The 16,954-nt window shown below is 60.4% G+C and carries 19 protein-coding genes; 13 read left to right on the forward strand and 6 right to left on the reverse strand.

The window, feature by feature from the left end; all coding sequences use genetic code 11:
- Positions 1 to 5: 5 nt before the first annotated feature.
- From JZX89_RS03870 to JZX89_RS03890, 5 genes are read right to left on the reverse strand one after another with little or no spacing between them, the layout of a single operon-like run.
- Complete coding sequence (locus tag JZX89_RS03870; protein WP_207133140.1) at positions 6 to 1,004, reverse strand: 5-oxoprolinase subunit C family protein; 999 nt, start codon at positions 1,002 to 1,004, stop codon at positions 6 to 8.
- Complete coding sequence (gene pxpB / locus JZX89_RS03875; protein WP_207133141.1) at positions 1,001 to 1,714, reverse strand: 5-oxoprolinase subunit PxpB; 714 nt, start codon at positions 1,712 to 1,714, stop codon at positions 1,001 to 1,003. Before pxpB ends, JZX89_RS03870 begins: the two co-directional genes overlap by 4 nt.
- Entirely contained in the window at positions 1,711 to 2,151 is a 441-nt protein-coding gene (locus JZX89_RS28845; protein ID WP_207133142.1) for an acetyl-CoA carboxylase biotin carboxyl carrier protein, read from the reverse strand. Before JZX89_RS28845 ends, pxpB begins: the two co-directional genes overlap by 4 nt.
- Complete coding sequence (gene accC / locus JZX89_RS03885) at positions 2,148 to 3,542, reverse strand: acetyl-CoA carboxylase biotin carboxylase subunit (RefSeq protein WP_207133143.1); 1,395 nt, start codon at positions 3,540 to 3,542, stop codon at positions 2,148 to 2,150. The genes JZX89_RS28845 and accC overlap by 4 nt, the downstream gene beginning before the upstream one ends.
- The gene (locus JZX89_RS03890; protein WP_207133144.1) at positions 3,539 to 4,003 is read right to left on the reverse strand and encodes an acetyl-CoA carboxylase biotin carboxyl carrier protein; all 465 of its coding nucleotides are present in this window, start codon (positions 4,001 to 4,003) and stop codon (positions 3,539 to 3,541) included. The genes accC and JZX89_RS03890 overlap by 4 nt, the downstream gene beginning before the upstream one ends.
- A gap of 195 nt (positions 4,004 to 4,198) precedes the next feature.
- Between JZX89_RS03890 and JZX89_RS03895 the strand changes: the two genes are divergently transcribed.
- Entirely contained in the window at positions 4,199 to 5,125 is a 927-nt protein-coding gene (locus JZX89_RS03895) for a DMT family transporter (protein WP_149899635.1), read from the forward strand.
- Here JZX89_RS03895 and JZX89_RS03900 read toward each other — a convergent pair.
- Complete coding sequence (locus tag JZX89_RS03900; protein WP_207133145.1) at positions 5,106 to 6,023, reverse strand: DMT family transporter; 918 nt, start codon at positions 6,021 to 6,023, stop codon at positions 5,106 to 5,108. The genes JZX89_RS03895 and JZX89_RS03900 overlap by 20 nt on opposite strands.
- 197 nt (positions 6,024 to 6,220) lie before the next feature.
- On the opposite strand from JZX89_RS03900, the gene JZX89_RS03905 reads away from it, so the two are divergent.
- From JZX89_RS03905 to JZX89_RS03960, 12 genes are all read left to right on the forward strand, one after another.
- Complete coding sequence (locus JZX89_RS03905; RefSeq protein ID WP_207133146.1) at positions 6,221 to 7,108, forward strand: LysR family transcriptional regulator; 888 nt, start codon at positions 6,221 to 6,223, stop codon at positions 7,106 to 7,108.
- 94 nt (positions 7,109 to 7,202) lie between these two features.
- Entirely contained in the window at positions 7,203 to 8,156 is a 954-nt protein-coding gene (locus JZX89_RS03910) for a tripartite tricarboxylate transporter substrate binding protein (protein WP_207133147.1), read from the forward strand.
- Positions 8,157 to 8,257: 101 nt separating this feature from the next.
- Positions 8,258 to 8,926 carry a 4-carboxy-4-hydroxy-2-oxoadipate aldolase/oxaloacetate decarboxylase gene (locus tag JZX89_RS03915; RefSeq protein ID WP_207133148.1) on the forward strand — a complete coding sequence of 223 codons (669 nt, stop codon included), beginning with the start codon at positions 8,258 to 8,260 and terminating at the stop codon, positions 8,924 to 8,926.
- A gap of 73 nt (positions 8,927 to 8,999) precedes the next feature.
- Positions 9,000 to 9,452 (forward strand): tripartite tricarboxylate transporter TctB family protein, encoded by a 453-nt coding sequence (locus tag JZX89_RS03920; protein WP_153514302.1) that lies wholly within the window; start codon positions 9,000 to 9,002, stop codon positions 9,450 to 9,452.
- Positions 9,449 to 10,960, forward strand: coding sequence for a tripartite tricarboxylate transporter permease (locus JZX89_RS03925; RefSeq protein WP_207133149.1), 1,512 nt, complete (start codon positions 9,449 to 9,451; stop codon positions 10,958 to 10,960). The genes JZX89_RS03920 and JZX89_RS03925 overlap by 4 nt, the downstream gene beginning before the upstream one ends.
- Before the next feature lie 43 nt (positions 10,961 to 11,003).
- The gene (denD, locus tag JZX89_RS03930; protein ID WP_207133150.1) at positions 11,004 to 11,990 is read left to right on the forward strand and encodes a D-erythronate dehydrogenase; all 987 of its coding nucleotides are present in this window, start codon (positions 11,004 to 11,006) and stop codon (positions 11,988 to 11,990) included.
- On the forward strand, positions 11,987 to 12,742 hold the full coding sequence (locus JZX89_RS03935) for an SDR family oxidoreductase (RefSeq protein WP_207133151.1): 756 nt from the start codon (positions 11,987 to 11,989) through the stop codon (positions 12,740 to 12,742). Before denD ends, JZX89_RS03935 begins: the two co-directional genes overlap by 4 nt.
- 9 nt (positions 12,743 to 12,751) lie before the next feature.
- Positions 12,752 to 13,687: a 2-hydroxyacid dehydrogenase gene (locus JZX89_RS03940; RefSeq protein WP_207133152.1), complete on the forward strand. Its 936-nt coding sequence runs from the start codon at positions 12,752 to 12,754 to the stop codon at positions 13,685 to 13,687.
- A gap of 181 nt (positions 13,688 to 13,868) precedes the next feature.
- Positions 13,869 to 14,672, forward strand: a complete 804-nt coding sequence (locus JZX89_RS03945; RefSeq protein ID WP_153514307.1) for an SDR family oxidoreductase — start codon at positions 13,869 to 13,871, stop codon at positions 14,670 to 14,672.
- A complete protein-coding gene (locus tag JZX89_RS03950; RefSeq protein ID WP_149899624.1) occupies positions 14,669 to 15,376 on the forward strand; it encodes an amino acid ABC transporter permease in 708 nt (235 codons plus the stop codon). The genes JZX89_RS03945 and JZX89_RS03950 overlap by 4 nt, the downstream gene beginning before the upstream one ends.
- Positions 15,373 to 16,131 (forward strand): amino acid ABC transporter permease, encoded by a 759-nt coding sequence (locus JZX89_RS03955; RefSeq protein ID WP_207133153.1) that lies wholly within the window; start codon positions 15,373 to 15,375, stop codon positions 16,129 to 16,131. The genes JZX89_RS03950 and JZX89_RS03955 overlap by 4 nt, the downstream gene beginning before the upstream one ends.
- Positions 16,128 to 16,895, forward strand: coding sequence for an amino acid ABC transporter ATP-binding protein (locus JZX89_RS03960; RefSeq protein ID WP_207133154.1), 768 nt, complete (start codon positions 16,128 to 16,130; stop codon positions 16,893 to 16,895). Before JZX89_RS03955 ends, JZX89_RS03960 begins: the two co-directional genes overlap by 4 nt.
- The last annotated feature ends 59 nt before the right edge of the window (positions 16,896 to 16,954 follow it).

Below are 16,954 nucleotides of genomic sequence, written 5' to 3' on the forward strand. Positions count from 1 at the left end.
GCGGATTATCGTTTTGTCAGCGTGGTGAGTGCAGCGGTGACCAAAGGCAGGGTCTTGCGGATATCGGCGAAATAGGCGTCGATCGCCTGTTCGACTTCCAGCGCTTCACGCACTGTCGCCTGCACGAAGCGGATGCGGCTGCCGATGCGGGCCTGGCCGAGACGCCATAGATCGCTGTCGATGATACCCGCCATTTTGGGATAACCGCCGGCCGTGTTGGCGTCGCTCATCTGGATGATAGGCTCGCCGCCCGGCGGCACCTGAACCACGCCCGGAATGACACCATAGGAACGCAGCTCGACGGGAGCCGAAAGCGTCAGCGGCGTGCCGGCCAGCCGGTAGCCGGTGCGGTCACTCTGCGAGGTGATTTTCCAGGGTTCCGACCAGAAACGTTCCGCCCCTTCGCCGAAAAGATCATGTTCGGCGGCTGGAATGGCTCTCAGCAGCAATTCGCCCGTGTCTGACACCGGAAACATGTCCGGCATCGCCTCGGCAAGCGGCATAAGGCCAAGACCGCTTGCAGGCAGAGCGAGTGACTCGGATGGCAGAACGGGCAGCCTGTCGCCGGTGGCAAGATGCCGCCCCTCGTGACCGCCGAAGGAGCCGCGAAGCGAAGTGCTGCGCGATCCCATCACCACGGGAACGTCGATACCGCCCTGAAGGCAGAGATAGGCACGCGCATTTTTCAGCGGGGTCGAAAGCTCGAGGATTTGACCCTTCTCGGCCCGCACACACCAGTAAGGCGGCAAATCCGCGCCATCGAGTCGTGCGGCGCAATCCGCGCCGGTCACGGCGAAGGTCAGCGCCTCTTCGAATTCGATGCGGAACGGAAAGGTCTGGATTTCAATCGCGGCGGCCTCTTCGCCGTTGCCGGCGAGAAGATTGCCGACCCTCAGCGCAATCGGGTCCATTGCACCCGTGGCGGTGATGCCGATATTGCGATAACCCGCGCGGCCGAGATCCTGCACGGTATTTAGCGGTCCGCAGGCAAGAATATGGATCATAGTTCGATCCTTTCGGGAAGGAAGCGAACCCGGTCGCCTGGCGCAAGCACTGCTGGCTGTTCGGCTGTGGCGTCGAACATGGTGATTTCGGTGAAACCCAGCGAATTCCAGCCGTTTGGCCCGGTCAGAACCGAGATGCCGGACTGCATGCCGCCGATCGTCACCATGCCTTTCAGCATGCGCAGCGACGGGACTTTCTTGCGCGGCATGAAAATGCGCGGATTGAGACCGCCGAGATAACCGAAGCCCGGCGCGCTGCCGACGGCGAAAACCGTATAGGTGCGCTCGAAGTGAAGGCGCACGACCTCCCTGTCCGGCAGGCCGGAATAATCGCAGATCGCCGCAAGGTCGATGGCGTGTTCGCCGCCATAGGTCGTCGGCACCTCGATGGTCTTGCCGAGAAGATCCAGTTCCGCGGTTCTTTGCCAGATGTCGAGAAGCTCGTCCTGCAAACGCCCGGCATCTTCAGGCGTGCCGCGCAGCACGATCAGGAGATTGGTCATGCCGGGTATGAGTTCCAGTACCTCGGGGCGATCTTTCAATTCGCGCGTCAGCGCCCAGATGCGCCGCTGGGCGGGAAGGTCCAGCTCGCCGGGCGCTTCGATCAGAAAGGTCTTGTTGCCGATCATCGAGATTTTCGGCAGGCCCAGATGGGCGGGGGTGAGGTGGGGCGCTTTCAGCGAGGTATTGCTCATCGATGTCACCATCATGTTTCGGTCTTGAGAACGGCGGAGCCATAGCCGACAAGCGCACCGGCTTCCGCCACGATTTCGCTGACGGTGCCAGCCTTTTCGGCGATGACCGGAACGATCAGGAGGCCTGCCGCCACGAATGCGACGATCTCGCCTTTTGTTACGGATCGTCCTGCCTGAACCGCGCGGTCGGGGCGCTGCGGATGGTTGGGGGTGAAGATGCCAGCCATCGGTGCACGAGCGAGGATGTCTCCCGTCTTTACCGGCGCTTTTGCCGCTTCACTGGGCCGCCGTGCGGCAGGGGCCTGGCCGCCTGCCATGGCAACGATCTTCAATGACCCATCGGGGGTCTCGATCTCGATGGCGGAGACGTTGTTGCGCTCGAGGTGAGCGGCAAGTTCGGCAATCGTGCCGGGCTCGCTATAGCGGGATATGGAAACAGGTTGTCGTTTCACTGGGCACTCCGCGCTGCAAGCCAATGTTCGAGGTAATGGATATCCGTGCCGCCTTCGGAGAAGGCCGGGTCCTGCAATATTTCCCGGTGCAGCGGCAAGTTGGTGGAGACGCCTTCGATGCGCATTTCGCCAAGCGCGCGGCGCATGCGCAGGATCGCCTGTTCGCGCGTCGGCGCGTGGACGATGAGCTTGGCGATCAGCGAATCGTAATGGGCCGAAACCCGATAACCCGCCGTCACATGGGTATCGACCCGCACGCCGGGGCCGCCCGGCAGGTGAAGGGCCGTTATCAGGCCGGGGCAGGGAATGAAACTATAGGGGTCTTCTGCATTGATGCGGCACTCGATCGAATGGCCTTCGCAGACGATGTCCTCCTGCGAAATCTCCAGCGGATGGCCGAGAGCGACGAGAATCTGCTGGCGCACCAGATCCACGCCCGAGGTCATTTCCGTGACGGGATGTTCGACCTGGAGGCGGGTATTCATTTCGATGAAGTAGAATTCGCCGTTTTCATAAAGAAACTCGAAGGTGCCGACGCCGCGATAACCGATCTGGCGGCAGGCTTCGACGCAGCGATTGCCGACGAAAGCCGCGACATCAGGCGGAATGCCGATGGCCGGGCCTTCTTCGACGACTTTCTGGTGCCGGCGCTGCATCGAGCAGTCGCGCAGCCCCACCCAGACACCGCCGCCCTGGCCATCGCAGAGAACCTGAATTTCGACATGGCGCGGATGTTCGAGGAATTTCTCGATATAAAGTTCCGGCGTTCCAAAAGCCCGGCTCGCCTCCTCGCGGGTGACGAGAACGGCATCCTGAAGGGCGGAGGCCTCGTGCACGACGCGCATGCCGCGCCCGCCACCGCCGCCGGCTGCCTTGACGATGACGGGATAACCGATTTCGGCGGCGATTTTGGCAACCTCCACGGCGTCATCCGGCAGGGCGGAATCGGGGCCGGGAACGCAGGGCACGCCGGCCTCCATCATCGCCCGCTTCGCCGCGATCTTGTCACCCATGGTGCGGATGGCGTCGGCGCGTGGGCCGATGAAGACCGCTCCCGCCGCCTCCACGGCCTCCGAAAAAGACGCTCTTTCGGACAGAAAACCATAACCGGGGTGAACCGCGCCAGCACCGGTCAGCTCCATTGCGAGCAATATGGCCGGCGCGTTGAGATAGCTCTGACCGGGAGAGGCCGGGCCGATGCAGATGGCGGTATCGGCCGCCTTCAGATAATCCGCATCCTTATCGGCTTCCGAATAGACCATGATGGTCTTCAATCCGAGTTCGCGGCAGGCGCGCTGCACGCGCAGTGCGATCTCGCCGCGATTGGCGATAAGGACGCTGTCGAATGCTCTTTGTTCGGCTGTCGCCTTTGGGAGTGACACATCCATCATTCGAACTCCAGCACCGGCTGTCCGAGTTCGACATCCTCGCCGTCATTGGCGATAAATCTGGCGATCCTGCCGCTGCGTTCGGCTCTCACGGTGCTGAACACTTTCATCGCCTCGATGATGAAGAGTTCCTGTCCATGCCTGACCTCATCTCCGGCTTCGACGAAAGGCGGCGTGCCGGGGCTTGGGGCGCGATGGAAAAGACCGAATGAGGGCGCAGCGACGATGCCGGATGGCGTCGGGGCGGCTGTAGAGTGGGTTGGTGCCTGTTCTTCGGCACGCGGTGTCTCGGATGCCGTTTCCGCTGCCGGAACAGTTCCGGGCTGGGGTGATGGCGATTGCGGCGAAACGGCGCTGTTTTCACGAATGATCCGGACCGTGGTTCCCTCCTGGCTCACGGTCAATTCGGACACTCGCGAAGAGCCGACAAACTCGATCAGTTTCTTGATCTTTTCCAGATCCATATTGGTTTCCAACGTCTTTTTGTGTCCCCACGGCGGCGGGCAAACGGAGCGGAATCCGCAGCCTGCCCATCAGCAATAGCTACCATGTGGGCAGCATTGATGGGGTCAGACGAAGTTTCTATGGACACTGCTTTGCGGTTTGATATCCCGCCGCCGCGTGGTGAAACGGTTCAAAGACGTCCGAAGGAACGAACCATGGAACCCCGCAAAGGCATTCTCCTCAAAATCTCCGCAGCGCTCGCTCTGGTGCTAATGGGCGCCTGCATCAGCGGCCTCAAGGGCGAGATACCCATCGGGCAGGTCGTCTTTTTCAGGTCGGCGGTGGCGATGCTGCCGCTTTGTCTGTGGATGGCTTCGCAGGGCGGTTTTCGGAGACAGGTGGCCACAAGCCACATTGGCGGGCATCTGGTGAGGAGTTTTTCCGGCACCGGCGGCATGGTTTTCAGCTATCTGGCACTTGCCTATATTCCCCTCGCCGATGCAACCGCGATCAGCTACGCCACGCCGCTCTTCACCGTCATTCTGGCGGTGCTGCTTCTCAAAGAGGTCGTCAGGATTTATCGCTGGACGGCGGTGGTCTTCGGGCTGTTCGGCATCGTGTTGATCCTGTCGCCACATTTTTCCGTGGATGTTTCCGATATCGCCGCGGGCACGGGCGTCGCCATGCTGGGTGGTCTTTTTGGACTGGCTGCGGCTTTTTTCTCCGCAATATCGATGATCCAGATCCGGCATCTGACGCAGACGGAAAATACCGGCGCGATCATCTTCTATTTCACCCTGCTCACCACCGTCATCGGCTTTGCGAGCATCGGTATGGGCTGGAAAATACCGACCGCGTGGCAATGGATCCTGCTGATCGGCACCGGTCTTATCGGCGGAACCGCGCAGATATTGGTAACGCTCAGCCTGCGTTATGCGGAAGCGTCGCTGCTGGCGCCGTTCGATTATACGACGATGATCTGGGCACTGTTGATCGGTTACACCTTCATGGATCAGGTGCCGGCGCTCACCACCATTATGGGAGCGTCGATCGTGGTTGCTGCCGGCTTGTTCACGTTATGGCGGGAAAGGCGGCTACATAAAAAACGCGTCACCGATGAGCTTACGCTGTCGGCTCCCTGATGACCTGTTTCGCCAGCCGGCTTTCGCGCCACATGGCGAACAGTCCGGCAGCAATGACTGTCAATGCGCCGACGATGGTCGCGCCCGTCGGAACTTCGGCCATAAAGAGATAGCCCAGCGCGATCGCCCATATCATCGTCGTATAGTCGAAGGGCGCCAGCAGCGAGGCCTGGGCATGCCGCAGGCTGAGCGTCATGGTGATCTGGCCGATACCGCCGGCGATACCGCTGCCGGCGAGCAGCAGGAACTGATGAAAATCCGGCATCTTCCATCCAAGTATGATCGTGGTGAAGCCGGCGACCACGCCCGTTAGCGTATAGATGAGCACGATGCGCGACGGCTTTTCGATGCTGTTCAGGTGGCGGACGGCGATGGAGGAAAAGGCGGCGCAAAGCGCGCCGGTCAGCGCCAGTGCTGTTCCGATCATCGCAACGCCGTCGATCCGGGCGGGGCCTGATGCGGCATCAAAGACCAGATTGGGTGATAAGGTGATAAAGACGCCGATGAAGCCAGTGAGCACGGCGGACCAGCGGTAAATCCGCACTTTTTCACGCAAAAGCAGCGCCGCCAGCATGATGGTGAAAAGCGGCGTTGTGTAGCTCAGTACGGTCACATTCACCAGCGGCAGATAGGCCAGCGCCAGAAAGCCGAAGAACATGCCGCCCAGCCCGGCCGAGCTACCCGCAAGCAGGCTGCCGATGTTTTTGGCAGCCGGTATGGTTATCCGCTCGGACGAAGCGATGAACCAGAGACAGAGGGGAATAAGGGCAAAAAATCCCCGGCAGAAAACGACTTCGCCGACCGGGATCGCTCCCTCCAAACCCTTTACGCAGGCGGACATGACTGTGAATGCCAGCATGGCCGTCAGCTTGAGCAAAATACCGGTCTTAGGATCCATCCCGCTCCCCATCACAGCCAGGACCGTGTCATGGCGGGAGGGTCGAGAAAAGCCTTAGCCGGCTGTCATAAGAATCTTGTCTTACCCCATCACTTGGCCCATTGCCCACCTTTCGCGAAAAAGGGCTTTTTGCCCTAGGTCGTGATGGCGATTTGGTGTCATGATCACATCTCGAAGCGGCGGGAGTGGAAGCGGGCATGTTGGATTTGCGCAGGCTGCGATATCTGGTCGCGATTGCCGATTGCGGCTCCATGTCGGCGGCGGCGCGGCAATTGGGGATCGCCCAGCCGGCGCTTAGTCACCACATCGCGGAACTGGAGCGGCTGGTGGGTTTTCCCGTTCTGCACCGGCTGGCGCGCGGCGTGAAGGCGACGGAGAAGGGTGAAGTGCTTCTCGCCCATGCACGCGAGATCACCGAGAAGGTGAGGCAGGCGGAAGCGGAAATCCGCGCCATGGCCTATCTGGATGAGCGGGTGATCCGGCTGAGCCTCATCCCTTCCTGGGCGACGGCCTTTGCACCAAGCATCATCAGCGAAGTCGCTACTTCGATGCCCAAGGTCTCGCTGCGGCTGATAGAGGCGCGCAGTGATGAATCGCTGCGCCTCATCCGTCTTGGTAAGGTGGATATGGCGGTCGCGCTGGTCGGTGCGGAGGAAAAGGTTGACGACCTAATCGTCAAGGAGAGCCTGTTTGCCGTGTCCTCAAGGCCACTCGGCCGGTCGATGCCGCTTGAGGCGGCGGCAAAGCTAGACCTCATTCTGCCGCCAAAGGATAATCCGCTGCGCGTATCGATAGACGAGGCTGCCGCCCGCGCCGGTATTCATCTGAATGTGACGATGGAGATCGACGGGCAGGACACCATCAAACGCGCCGTCAGCGCCGGCATCGGTGCGACGATCCTGTCATGGAATTCGGTTCAGCAGGAACAGGAGGCCGGGCAGCTTCAGGCCGCGCATATCACCGATCCGGTTATCTATCGCTCCATCCATCTGCTGAAGGGCAGGGAGGTGGATGAGCGCACCTTCAGGCTGTTTCGATGCCTGTTGCGGTCGGTCGCAAGGCGCGAGCCTTCGCTCAACCCATAAAAGATCTGTATGGGTAATTTGAAAACTCGGTATTTGTGTTGTTGATGGCTTCTTCCTAGCCTCCCCGGTGAAAGCGTATCGGGGAGGAAAAGATATGCGTTTGAAGACATCTCTGTTTGGCGTGCTGGCAGCGGCGGGAATCCTTGCTGCGGGAGGGGCGGCGGCGGAATATCCGGAGCGGCCGGTGACGCTGGTCATCGGTTATCCGGCCGGCGGCGGCACCGATATCCAGTCGCGGGCGCTGGTTCCCTATCTTGAAAAATATCTAGGCACATCGGTCGTGGTGGAAAACCGCGAAGGCGCTGGCGGGCTGATCGGCGCGACCTATATCGCCAATGCCAAGCCTGATGGTTACACCATCGGTGCGCTGAATTTTCCGTCCATGTATTCGCCGATCGTGCAGGGCAATGCCACCTACAAGGAGGACGCCTTCACGCCGCTCGCAAACCAGATCGGCGGCGATCTGGCGTTGACCGTCAACAAGGTGTCGCCGATCAAGACCGCCAGGGAATTCGTTGAGGCCGCCAAGGCTAACCCGGTCGTCGTCGGCGTGACCGGCATCGGCCATCCGAGCCAGATCACCGCGCTGCTGTTTGAGGATGCGGCGGATGTGAAGCTCAACTTCGTACCCTTCAATGGCGGCGGACCGGCAAGGCTCGCCATGCTCGGCAACCACGTCACGCTCGGTTTCATGAACCTCAACGAGGTTTTTGCCGACAATCGTTCCGGTGCACTTCGTGTACTGGCGACCTCGGGCACCGAGCGCTCGCCGCTCTCGCCTGATGTGCCGACCTTCAAGGAAGCCGGCTACGATATTCAGTTCAGCCTGCTTGCGGGTTTCGGTGCGCCAAAAGACCTGCCGGCGGAGGTGGAGGCCAAGTTGGTCGATGCCTTCCAGAAGGCGCTGAAGGACCCGGATTATCTTGCCGACGCCAAGAAGCGCGAACTGACGACGCTGCCGCTGACCCAGGCCGAATTTGCCGAGGCGCTCAAGAAGGGCAATGCCAATCTGGCCGAGCTCTGGAAAAGCAAGCCCTGGACAAAATAAGCGGCCGGCAAGGACCCGACCGTTTCTCTCACCCTAACCAAAATGACGCTTGGGCCTGCGTGTGGCCCAGGCACGACCCACTGTTGAAAGGAATCCGGCCAATGGCCCATGTCATCCGCAATTTCCAGCGCCCTTCCAAAGCCGATATCGAGGCGATCAGCAAGTTCAGCCCCGCCACCATTCATGAGGCGCAGGGCAAGCTTGGCGCGCTCGATTATCGCATCAAGCCGATCAAGCCGGGCCTGAAAATCTGCGGTCCTGCGATCACCGCGAAATGCCATATCGGCGACAATCTGATGATTTTCGAAGCCATCAATCTCGCAAAGCCCGGCGATGTGCTTGTCATTGACGGCGGTGACAATCCCAATCAGGGCGGCTTTGGCGATGTGCTGGCTGCCGCCTGCATCGGCAAAGGCATTGTCGGCTTTGTGGTCAGCGCCGCCGTGCGTGACGGCAAGGGGCTGCGCGAGATCGGTTTCCCGGTGTTTTCTCTTGGGCTTTGCATGAAGGGCACCTCCAAGGACACGCTCGGCACCATCAACCATCCGGTCGTGGTGGGCGGCGAACTGATCAGCCCCGGCGATATCGTCTGCGGCGATGATGACGGCGTTGTCGTCGTTCGCGAGAACGATATCCCGAAACTCGTCAATGCTTGCCGGGAGCGCGACGACCACGAGAACCACATGATGGAACTGCACCGTCAGGGCAAGATGGATATCGAGGATCGCTACGAAATGATGCGTTCGAAGGGATGTGTCTGGGCCGATTGAGCCAGTGTTTCGACATGTGAATACGCCGTGTCGGGAGGTGCGGCGTATTCCTCGATGAGGAGGGGAGATAATCATGGCCGAACACGGCTCGAAACTGACTGCGAATATTCTGTCCGGGGCTTTCTTTCTGGTTGCCGCCGCCGGGCTTTATTATGGTGCGCGGCCGCTGAGCATGGGCACCAATTTCCAGCCTGGTCCGGGTTATATGCCGACGGTCATCGCGGGATTAATGTTCGCGCTGGGCATCGTACTGCTTTTGCAGGATTTGCTAGGAAAGACACCGTCCGAAGCGTGGGTGGCGCCGAAAATGCGCCCGTTTCTGGCGGTGGCCGGCATTGCCGGTTTCGCGCTGCTGATCGAGCCATTGGGCTTCATTGCCGCTGCCTTCGTGCTGATCGTGCTCGCCTGCATCGCCTATGGCAGGATCAGGCCGGTTGAGGTCCTGCTGCTTTCCGCAGTGCTCATCCTCGCCTGCATCCTCATTTTCGTTGTGGGCCTCGGACAGAGGATACCGCTGCTGCCATGACTGATCTTTTTTCCAATATCATCCTCGGTTTCGGCGTCGCCGTCACGCCGGTAAACCTTTTCTACTGCCTGCTTGGCGTCACACTCGGCACGATGATCGGCATCCTGCCGGGCATCGGTCCTTCCGCCACCGTCGCGCTGCTTTTGCCGATCACCTATACGATGCCGGATACGGCGGCGCTGATCATGCTCGCGGGCATTTTTTATGGCGCGCAATATGGCGGCTCGACCACGGCGATCCTCGTCAATCTGCCGGGCGAATCCTCGTCCGTCGTTACCTGCATCGATGGCTATGCCATGGCGCGCCAAGGCAGGGCGGGTGTGGCGCTGGCCACGGCGGCGCTCGGCTCGTTTTTTGCCGGCACAGTGGCGACTGTCTTGATCGTGGTTGTCGCAAAGCCGCTTTCGGCCGTTGCGCTTGCCTTCGGGCCGGCCGATTATTTCAGTCTGGTGATCTTCGGGTTGTTGTTTGCCGTGTTCCTGTCGAGCGGATCGCCGGTCAAGGCAGTGGGCATGGTTGCCTTTGGCATAGCGCTCAGTCTCGTCGGCATCGATCCGACATCCGGGGAGCAACGGTTTACCTTCGGCATGGCGGAACTGTTCGACGGCATCGACTTCGTTGTGCTGGCCATCGGGCTGCTTGGCGTCAGCGAAATTCTCTTCAACCTTCAGCAGGGCGTGGAGCGTGATGCAGGGGCAGCAAAGACCGGATCGCTGATGCCGACCCGGCAGGATTTCAAACAGGCCTTTCCGGCCGTGTTGCGCGGCACCGCGCTTGGCTCCTTCCTCGGTGTGCTGCCCGGCGGCGGGGCGATCATGAGTTCTTTCGCCAGCTACGCGCTGGAGCGCAAGATCGCCAAGGATCCCTCCCGTTTCGGCAAGGGCGCGATCGAAGGGCTGGCCGGGCCGGAAAGCGCCAATAATGCCGGCGCGCAGACGTCCTTCATTCCGCTTCTGACGCTCGGCATACCCGCGAATGGATTGATGGCGTTGATGGTGGGGGCAATGATGATCCAGGGCATTACGCCGGGACCGGAGGTCATGCAGTCGCGGCCAGATCTTTTCTGGGGTCTGATCGCCAGCATGTGGGTCGGCAATCTGCTGCTTCTGGTGCTGAACCTGCCGCTGATCGGCATCTGGGTTCGCCTTCTCGGCATTCCCTACCGCTTTTTGTGCCCCGCCATTCTGATGTTCTGCGCTATCGGCGCCTATGGCCTGTCCTACAGCGTCGTGGATGTTCTGTTCTGCGCGGTCTTCGGCATTGTCGGCTTCTTTCTGCGCAAGATCGGCTGCGAGCCGGCACCTCTGGTGCTGGGTTTCGTGCTCGGTCCGCTTCTGGAACAGAACATGCGCCTTGGGTTGCTGATCTCGCAGGGCAGTTTTGCGACATTCGTCACCCATCCGATCAGCGCCACCCTGCTCGCTTTGTCCGCCATCGTCGTCATCATGATGGCTATGCCGGCGATCATGCGCCGTCGCGAGGTGGTGTTTCAGGGTGACGACGACTGACAATCAATCGAGCCGGCAATGCCGGCCAAGCAAAGGTGAGATAATGCATATTCTGATAATCGGCGCGGCGGGAATGATCGGCCGCAAATTGACGCAGCGCCTTGCTACGGACGGTACGCTTGGCGGCGTAAAGATCGCCGAAATGACGCTGACGGATGTTTTCGAGCCGGTCGCACCGAAAGGCTTCGGCGGCACGGTGACCATCGAACGCAGCGATCTGTCGAATGCCGGCGTGGCCGAAAAGCTGATCGCAAAACGGCCGGATGTTATCTTCAACCTTGCCGCCGTGGTTTCGGGCGAGGCGGAAGCCGATTTCGAGAAGGGCTATCGCATCAATCTCGATGGCGGACGCTCGTTGTTCGAAGCTATTCGTCTGGAACATCAGAAGGATGGATACCGGCCGCGTGTGGTGTTTTGCTCGTCGCTTGCCGTGTTCGGCTCGCCATTCCCGAAGGTAATCGGCGACGAGTTCCTGACCGCGCCGCTGACCAGCTACGGAACGCAGAAGGCGATCGTGGAACTGTTGCTGTCGGACTATAGCCGCCGCGGTTTCTTCGACGGCGTCAGCATCCGTCTGCCGACCATCTGCATCCGCCCCGGCAAGCCGAATGCGGCGGCTTCCGGTTTCTTCTCCAATATCCTGCGTGAACCACTGGTGGGTCAGGAAGCGGTTCTGCCCGTTGCCGATACTGTGCGGCACTGGTTCGCCAGCCCGCGCTCGGCCGTCGCTTTCCTGCTGCGCGCCGCGAGCGTCGATCTCTCCGGGCTTGGCGTTCGCCGTAATCTCATCATGCCGGGGCTTTCGGCCACGGTGGCCGACGAGATCGAGGCTCTGCGCACCTTTGCCGGGGAAAAGGCTGTGGCGCTTATCAAGCGTGTTCCCGATGAGCGGATCATCCGGATCGTCGACGGCTGGGCGGAGGATTATGATCCGCAACTCGCCTTGTCGCTCGGCTTCCGGGCGGAAACGTCCTTTGCCGAAATCATTCAGGCGCATGTGGAAGATGAGCTGGAGGGGAAAGCATTATGACTAAGGCAAAGATCGCGCTCGTCACGGGCGGAGGAACAGGCGTCGGCAAGGCGATTGCCTCAGCCCTTCTGGGAGAGGGTTACAGTGTCGCGATCACGGGTCGGCGACGGGAGGTTCTCGATGCCGCCGCTGCCGAATGGCGAGAGCATGGAGACCGTGTTCTGGCCGTCGCGGCTGATATTTCCGTTCTGGCGGATGTCGAACAGCTGTTTACCGATGTCATCGGGCGTTTTGGCCGTCTTGACCTTCTCGTCAACAATGCCGGCATGTCGGCGCCGGCGGTCCATATCGAAGATGTACCTTTCGAAACCTGGAATGCCGTTGTGGGAGCCAACCTCACCGGCGCTTTCCTCTGCACGCAGGCGGCGTTTCGTCAGATGAAGGCGCAGTCGCCGCAGGGCGGGCGCATCATCAATAATGGCTCGATTTCGGCCACCACGCCGCGGCCGAGGTCCGCGCCCTATACCGCGACCAAACACGCGATTACCGGTCTCACCAAGTCGGCCGCGCTGGATGGTCGCCCGTTCAACATCGCCTGCGGGCAGATCGATATCGGTAATGCCAGCACCGAGATGACCCGCGCCATGGCTACCGGCGTGCTGCAGGCTGATGGCAGCACCGCCATTGAGCCGACCATCGATGCCGGCATTGTCGCCAGAGCCGTGGTGCATATGGCCTCACTGCCGCTGGAGGCGAATGTGCTGACCATGACCGTGATGGCGAGCGGCATGCCGTTCGTCGGTCGCGGGTAAGGAGCGCGTATGAAGCCCGATCTTCTGCAAACCTATCCGCTCCAGCCGCAGATCGAGGCGGAGCTGCAAAAGCGCTTCCGGGTCCATCGCTGGCACGAAATATCGGACAAGCAGGCATTTTTGCAGGCGGAGGCGGCTTCAATAAAGGCTGTCGTCACCGGCGGCCATATCGGCGTTGCCCCTGAACTCGCCGCCCGTCTGCCGGCTCTTGAAATCGTCGCGATCAACGGTGTCGGCTTCGACAAAGTCGATCTCGATCAGGCCCGCGCACGTGGTTTCAGGGTGACGAACACGCCGGACGTGCTGACCGAAGATGTTGCCGATCTCGCAATCGGCCTCTCCGTTATGCTGCTACGCCAACTCGTCAGCGCCGATCACCATGTCCGCTCCGGCGCGTGGAAAAGAGGCGAGATGCCGCTCGGCAACAAGGCCTCGCGGCGGCGTTACGGCATTTACGGGCTCGGCCGCATAGGCCGGGCCATCGCGGCACGGTTGGAAGCCTTTAATGCGGAAATCTCCTATTTCAGCCGGCGGAAGCAGGACGTGGCCTATGAGTATCATCCAACGGCGGTGTCGCTCGCGAGCGCCTGCGACGTCCTGATCGTCGCGGCGGCTGCGACGCTGGAGACGAAACACGCGATCAACCTAGAGGTGCTGGAGGCACTGGGGCCGGACGGGGTTCTCGTCAATGTCGCCAGAGGGTCGCTTGTCGATGAAAAGGCGCTGGTCGATATTCTCATGGGGGGTGGGCTAAAAGGTGCGGCACTCGATGTCTTCGAGAACGAGCCGCATGTTCCCGAGGCGCTGTTCGGCATGCGCAATGTCGTTCTCGCACCGCATATCGGCGCCGCCACCCATGAGACACGGCTGGAAATGGGCGCGTTGGTTCTCGCCAATCTGGACGCACATTTTGCGGGGAGAGACTTGCCGACGCCGGTCGTTTAGGTGATTTCGCCGGTTCGGGCGGTGACGGCGCGGTTGTGCCTTTTGCTGGCCGGGCTGATGCAGCGCCGAAAGTAGCGTTCGCATCCGTCATCCATACAAGTTGCTTATTACTCCAAAAAAAATCGGTCTTAGGCAAGCGAAGAAAGCTTCACTAATGTTTGGTCAACGATAGGGGACAAACATGCCATTCTCAGACTACAAGACCGCACTCGTGACCGGCGCATCTTCCGGAATTGGCGCCGCCGTTGTCGAGCGGCTTTGCCGTGAGGGGCTGGAAGTCCATGCGGTTGCCAGAAGTGCGGACGCGCTGAAGCAATTGGCGAAGCGCACGGGTTGCTTCGCGCATGTCATCGATGTGACTGACCGGCCTGCTCTTGCAAAACTCACCAGCGAGGTTGCGTTCGATGTTCTCGTGAATAATGCCGGTGTAGATCGTCCCAAGAAATTTCTGGAAGCGGATGAAAGCGATATCGATCTCCTGATCGACGTCAACCTGCGCGCCGTGCTGCATCTCTGCCGCATGGTGGTGCCGGGTATGGTGGCGCGCGATCGCGGCCACGTCATCAACATCTCCTCCATTGCCGGCAATTACAATTTCGGCGGCAACTCCATCTATCACGCCAGCAAGGCGGGCGTGGCGATGTTGTCCAACCAGCTGCGCATCGATGCTTTCGGCAAACGTGTGCGGGTGACGGAAATTTGCCCCGGCCGCGTTGCAACCGACATATTTACGCATGTGCACGGCAATGATCCGAGCATTCGCGAGCGCTTCATCGATGGTTTTGAGCTGCCGCAGGCGTCCGATATCGCCGATGCGATCGCCTTTGCCATCGCCGCACCCGTGGCCATGAATATCGGCCATATGGAAATCACCCCGACGCTTCAGGTCATGGGCGGGCTGCAGACGGCCAAGCCCCAGACTGTTGAAAATAGGCCGGCTGAAAATCAGGCCGCGGCGGGCGGAGCCGGAGGAAAAGTCGCGTGAGCGGTTTTGACCTCTGGGCAATTCTGAACAATGCGGACTACGTCTCGATGCTTTTGCATGGCATCCAGATGACGTTCATCATCTATGCCGGCTCTTGGCTGCTCGCCATGTCGCTGGCCATCGTGCTGCTTGCCATTCGCCTGTCACCCTTCCGCTTCGGCGATCCGCTGGTGGCGGCCTATGTTTCCTATCACCGTAACGTTCCGACGCTGGTGCAGCTGATGCTCTGGTATTTCGGCGTTTTCACACTGTTGCCAAGCGGGCTGGCGAACTGGCTGTCCAGCCACAATGCGGAATCGATCTTCGCCATCATCGGCCTCGGCCTCTGTCAGGCTGCCTATTTCAGTGAAGATTTGCGTTCCGGCGTGCGCTCCATCAATCCCGGTCAGATGGAAGCGGCGCGTGCGCTCGGTCACAGCTATGTCTCGGCCATGCGTTTCGTCATCATGCCGCAGGGCGTTCGCAACGCGCTGCCGCCGCTGATCAACCACAGCACCTCGCTGTTCAAGAACAGCAGTCTCGGCGTTCTGATCGGCGCACCCGAACTCACCCATGCGGTCAAGGAAGTCGAAAATCTGAGCTTCCGGACGTTTGAGGTCTACCTGGTCGCGACAGTGCTTTATCTGTTCTTCTCGCTGCTGATCATGGGTCTTGGAGCCTATATCTCCATGCGTGCCGACCCACTGCGGAGGGCGCGGGCATGATCCACGACATGATCGCAATCGTGCAGGATTATTGGTTGCTTCTCTTGATCGGCCAATATCCCAACGGGCCGCTGGGCGGCCTTGCCAACACGCTTATCCTGTCGGCGCTCAGCATCGCGCTCGCCTTTCCCGTCAGCATCCTGATGGCGCTGGCACGGCTGTCGAAATGGCGGTTGCTGCGCTGGCCGGTCACCGCTGTGGTGTATTTCACCCGTGGCGTGCCGCTGTTGATGCTCATCCTCTGGAGCTATTTTCTCGTTCCGCTATGGACCGGGGCGGATGTGCCGAGCTTCGTCACCATGCTGGCAACGCTCGTCATCTATCAGGGCGCTTTCATGAGTGAGGTCGTCCGGGCCGGCATCGTGTCGCTTGGGGCCGGGCAGATGGATGCGGCGCGGGCGCTGGGGCATGGATATTTCAGCGCAATGCGTTACATCATCCTGCCGCAGGCGCTCTACAACATGATCCCGAGCCTCATTTCGACATTCGTTTCCACCATCAAGGACACGACGCTTGGTTATGTCATCAATGTGCCGGATCTGACTTTTGCGGCAAACCAGGTGAATAACCAGCTCCTGACCCAGCCCTTCCAGGTCTTCCTCATTCTGGCGCTGGTTTATTACATCATCTGCTGGTCGCTCACCCATGTCGCCAATCTTCTCGAGCGGCGTATCGCCCACCGGCGGGCAGGCCCGCGCGGCAAGCTCGCGGCAGACGCACCGGCCCCCGCCAATATCGTTACGGAGCAGCTATGACCGCGCCAGTTTCCGCCTCTCAGGACGCCTACACCATCACGCTTTCGCAGGTCTGCAAAAGCTACGGCGATTATCAGGTGCTCAAGGATGTCAACGAAAACGTCACCCGTGGCGAGGTCGTGGTCATCTGCGGGCCATCGGGTTCCGGCAAGTCCACCCTCATCCGCACGATTAACCGTCTGGAGGAGATCAGCAGCGGCTCGATCACGCTGGATGGCAGGAACATCCACGCACAAATGCGCGCAAAGGAGTTGAATGCGCTGCGCAGCCGGGTGGGTTTCGTCTTCCAGAGCTTCAACCTCTTCCCGCATCTTTCGGTGGTTGAAAATGTCTCCATGTCGCCGATCCGGGTGAAGGGCGTTTCTCCTGCCGTCGCCCATGAAAAGGCGCTGAAGCTTCTTGATCGTGTCGGCCTGGCCGACAAGGCCAGCTCTTACCCGGCCCAGCTCTCCGGCGGCCAGCAGCAGCGCGTCGCCATTGCGCGGGCGCTCGCCATGGAGCCGCCGGTTATGTTGTTCGACGAACCGACCTCCGCTCTCGACCCGGAAATGGTGGGTGAGGTGCTCGCCGTCATGAAGAGCCTCGCCGCCGAAGGCATGACTATGCTGTGTGTCACCCATGAAATGGGCTTTGCCCGTGAAGTGGCTGACCGCATCTGGTTCATCGATGCCGGGCGCATCATCGAAACGGCCAAGCCGGACGAGTTTTTCAAAAATCCGCAACACCCCCGTGCCCAGCGTTTTCTTGCTGATCTCAGGCACTAGGGCGGGATAGCGAAAAGTGTGAGCGGGTTTCTCCTGAAATCCCGCTCAAGGCCGAACTA

It is taken from the genome of Agrobacterium burrii, from assembly GCF_017313405.1.
Classification (GTDB): Bacteria; Pseudomonadota; Alphaproteobacteria; order Rhizobiales; family Rhizobiaceae; genus Agrobacterium; species Agrobacterium burrii.

What these genes read in the sequence shown, in the direction of transcription:
- JZX89_RS03890 (WP_207133144.1), bottom strand. Translation starts at nt 4,003, where the DNA reads ATGGATCTGGAAAAGATCAAGAAACTGATCGAGTTTGTCGGCTCTTCG.
- JZX89_RS03910 (WP_207133147.1), top strand. Translation starts at nt 7,203, where the DNA reads ATGCGTTTGAAGACATCTCTGTTTGGCGTGCTGGCAGCGGCGGGAATC.
- JZX89_RS03895 (WP_149899635.1), top strand. Translation starts at nt 4,199, where the DNA reads ATGGAACCCCGCAAAGGCATTCTCCTCAAAATCTCCGCAGCGCTCGCT.
- JZX89_RS03870 (WP_207133140.1), bottom strand. Translation starts at nt 1,004, where the DNA reads ATGATCCATATTCTTGCCTGCGGACCGCTAAATACCGTGCAGGATCTC.
- JZX89_RS03935 (WP_207133151.1), top strand. Translation starts at nt 11,987, where the DNA reads ATGACTAAGGCAAAGATCGCGCTCGTCACGGGCGGAGGAACAGGCGTC.
- pxpB (WP_207133141.1), bottom strand. Translation starts at nt 1,714, where the DNA reads ATGATGGTGACATCGATGAGCAATACCTCGCTGAAAGCGCCCCACCTC.
- JZX89_RS03945 (WP_153514307.1), top strand. Translation starts at nt 13,869, where the DNA reads ATGCCATTCTCAGACTACAAGACCGCACTCGTGACCGGCGCATCTTCC.
- JZX89_RS03955 (WP_207133153.1), top strand. Translation starts at nt 15,373, where the DNA reads ATGATCCACGACATGATCGCAATCGTGCAGGATTATTGGTTGCTTCTC.
- JZX89_RS03905 (WP_207133146.1), top strand. Translation starts at nt 6,221, where the DNA reads ATGTTGGATTTGCGCAGGCTGCGATATCTGGTCGCGATTGCCGATTGC.
- JZX89_RS03920 (WP_153514302.1), top strand. Translation starts at nt 9,000, where the DNA reads ATGGCCGAACACGGCTCGAAACTGACTGCGAATATTCTGTCCGGGGCT.
- denD (WP_207133150.1), top strand. Translation starts at nt 11,004, where the DNA reads ATGCATATTCTGATAATCGGCGCGGCGGGAATGATCGGCCGCAAATTG.
- JZX89_RS03925 (WP_207133149.1), top strand. Translation starts at nt 9,449, where the DNA reads ATGACTGATCTTTTTTCCAATATCATCCTCGGTTTCGGCGTCGCCGTC.
- JZX89_RS03900 (WP_207133145.1), bottom strand. Translation starts at nt 6,023, where the DNA reads ATGGATCCTAAGACCGGTATTTTGCTCAAGCTGACGGCCATGCTGGCA.
- JZX89_RS03915 (WP_207133148.1), top strand. Translation starts at nt 8,258, where the DNA reads ATGGCCCATGTCATCCGCAATTTCCAGCGCCCTTCCAAAGCCGATATC.
- accC (WP_207133143.1), bottom strand. Translation starts at nt 3,542, where the DNA reads ATGATGGATGTGTCACTCCCAAAGGCGACAGCCGAACAAAGAGCATTC.
- JZX89_RS03940 (WP_207133152.1), top strand. Translation starts at nt 12,752, where the DNA reads ATGAAGCCCGATCTTCTGCAAACCTATCCGCTCCAGCCGCAGATCGAG.
- JZX89_RS03960 (WP_207133154.1), top strand. Translation starts at nt 16,128, where the DNA reads ATGACCGCGCCAGTTTCCGCCTCTCAGGACGCCTACACCATCACGCTT.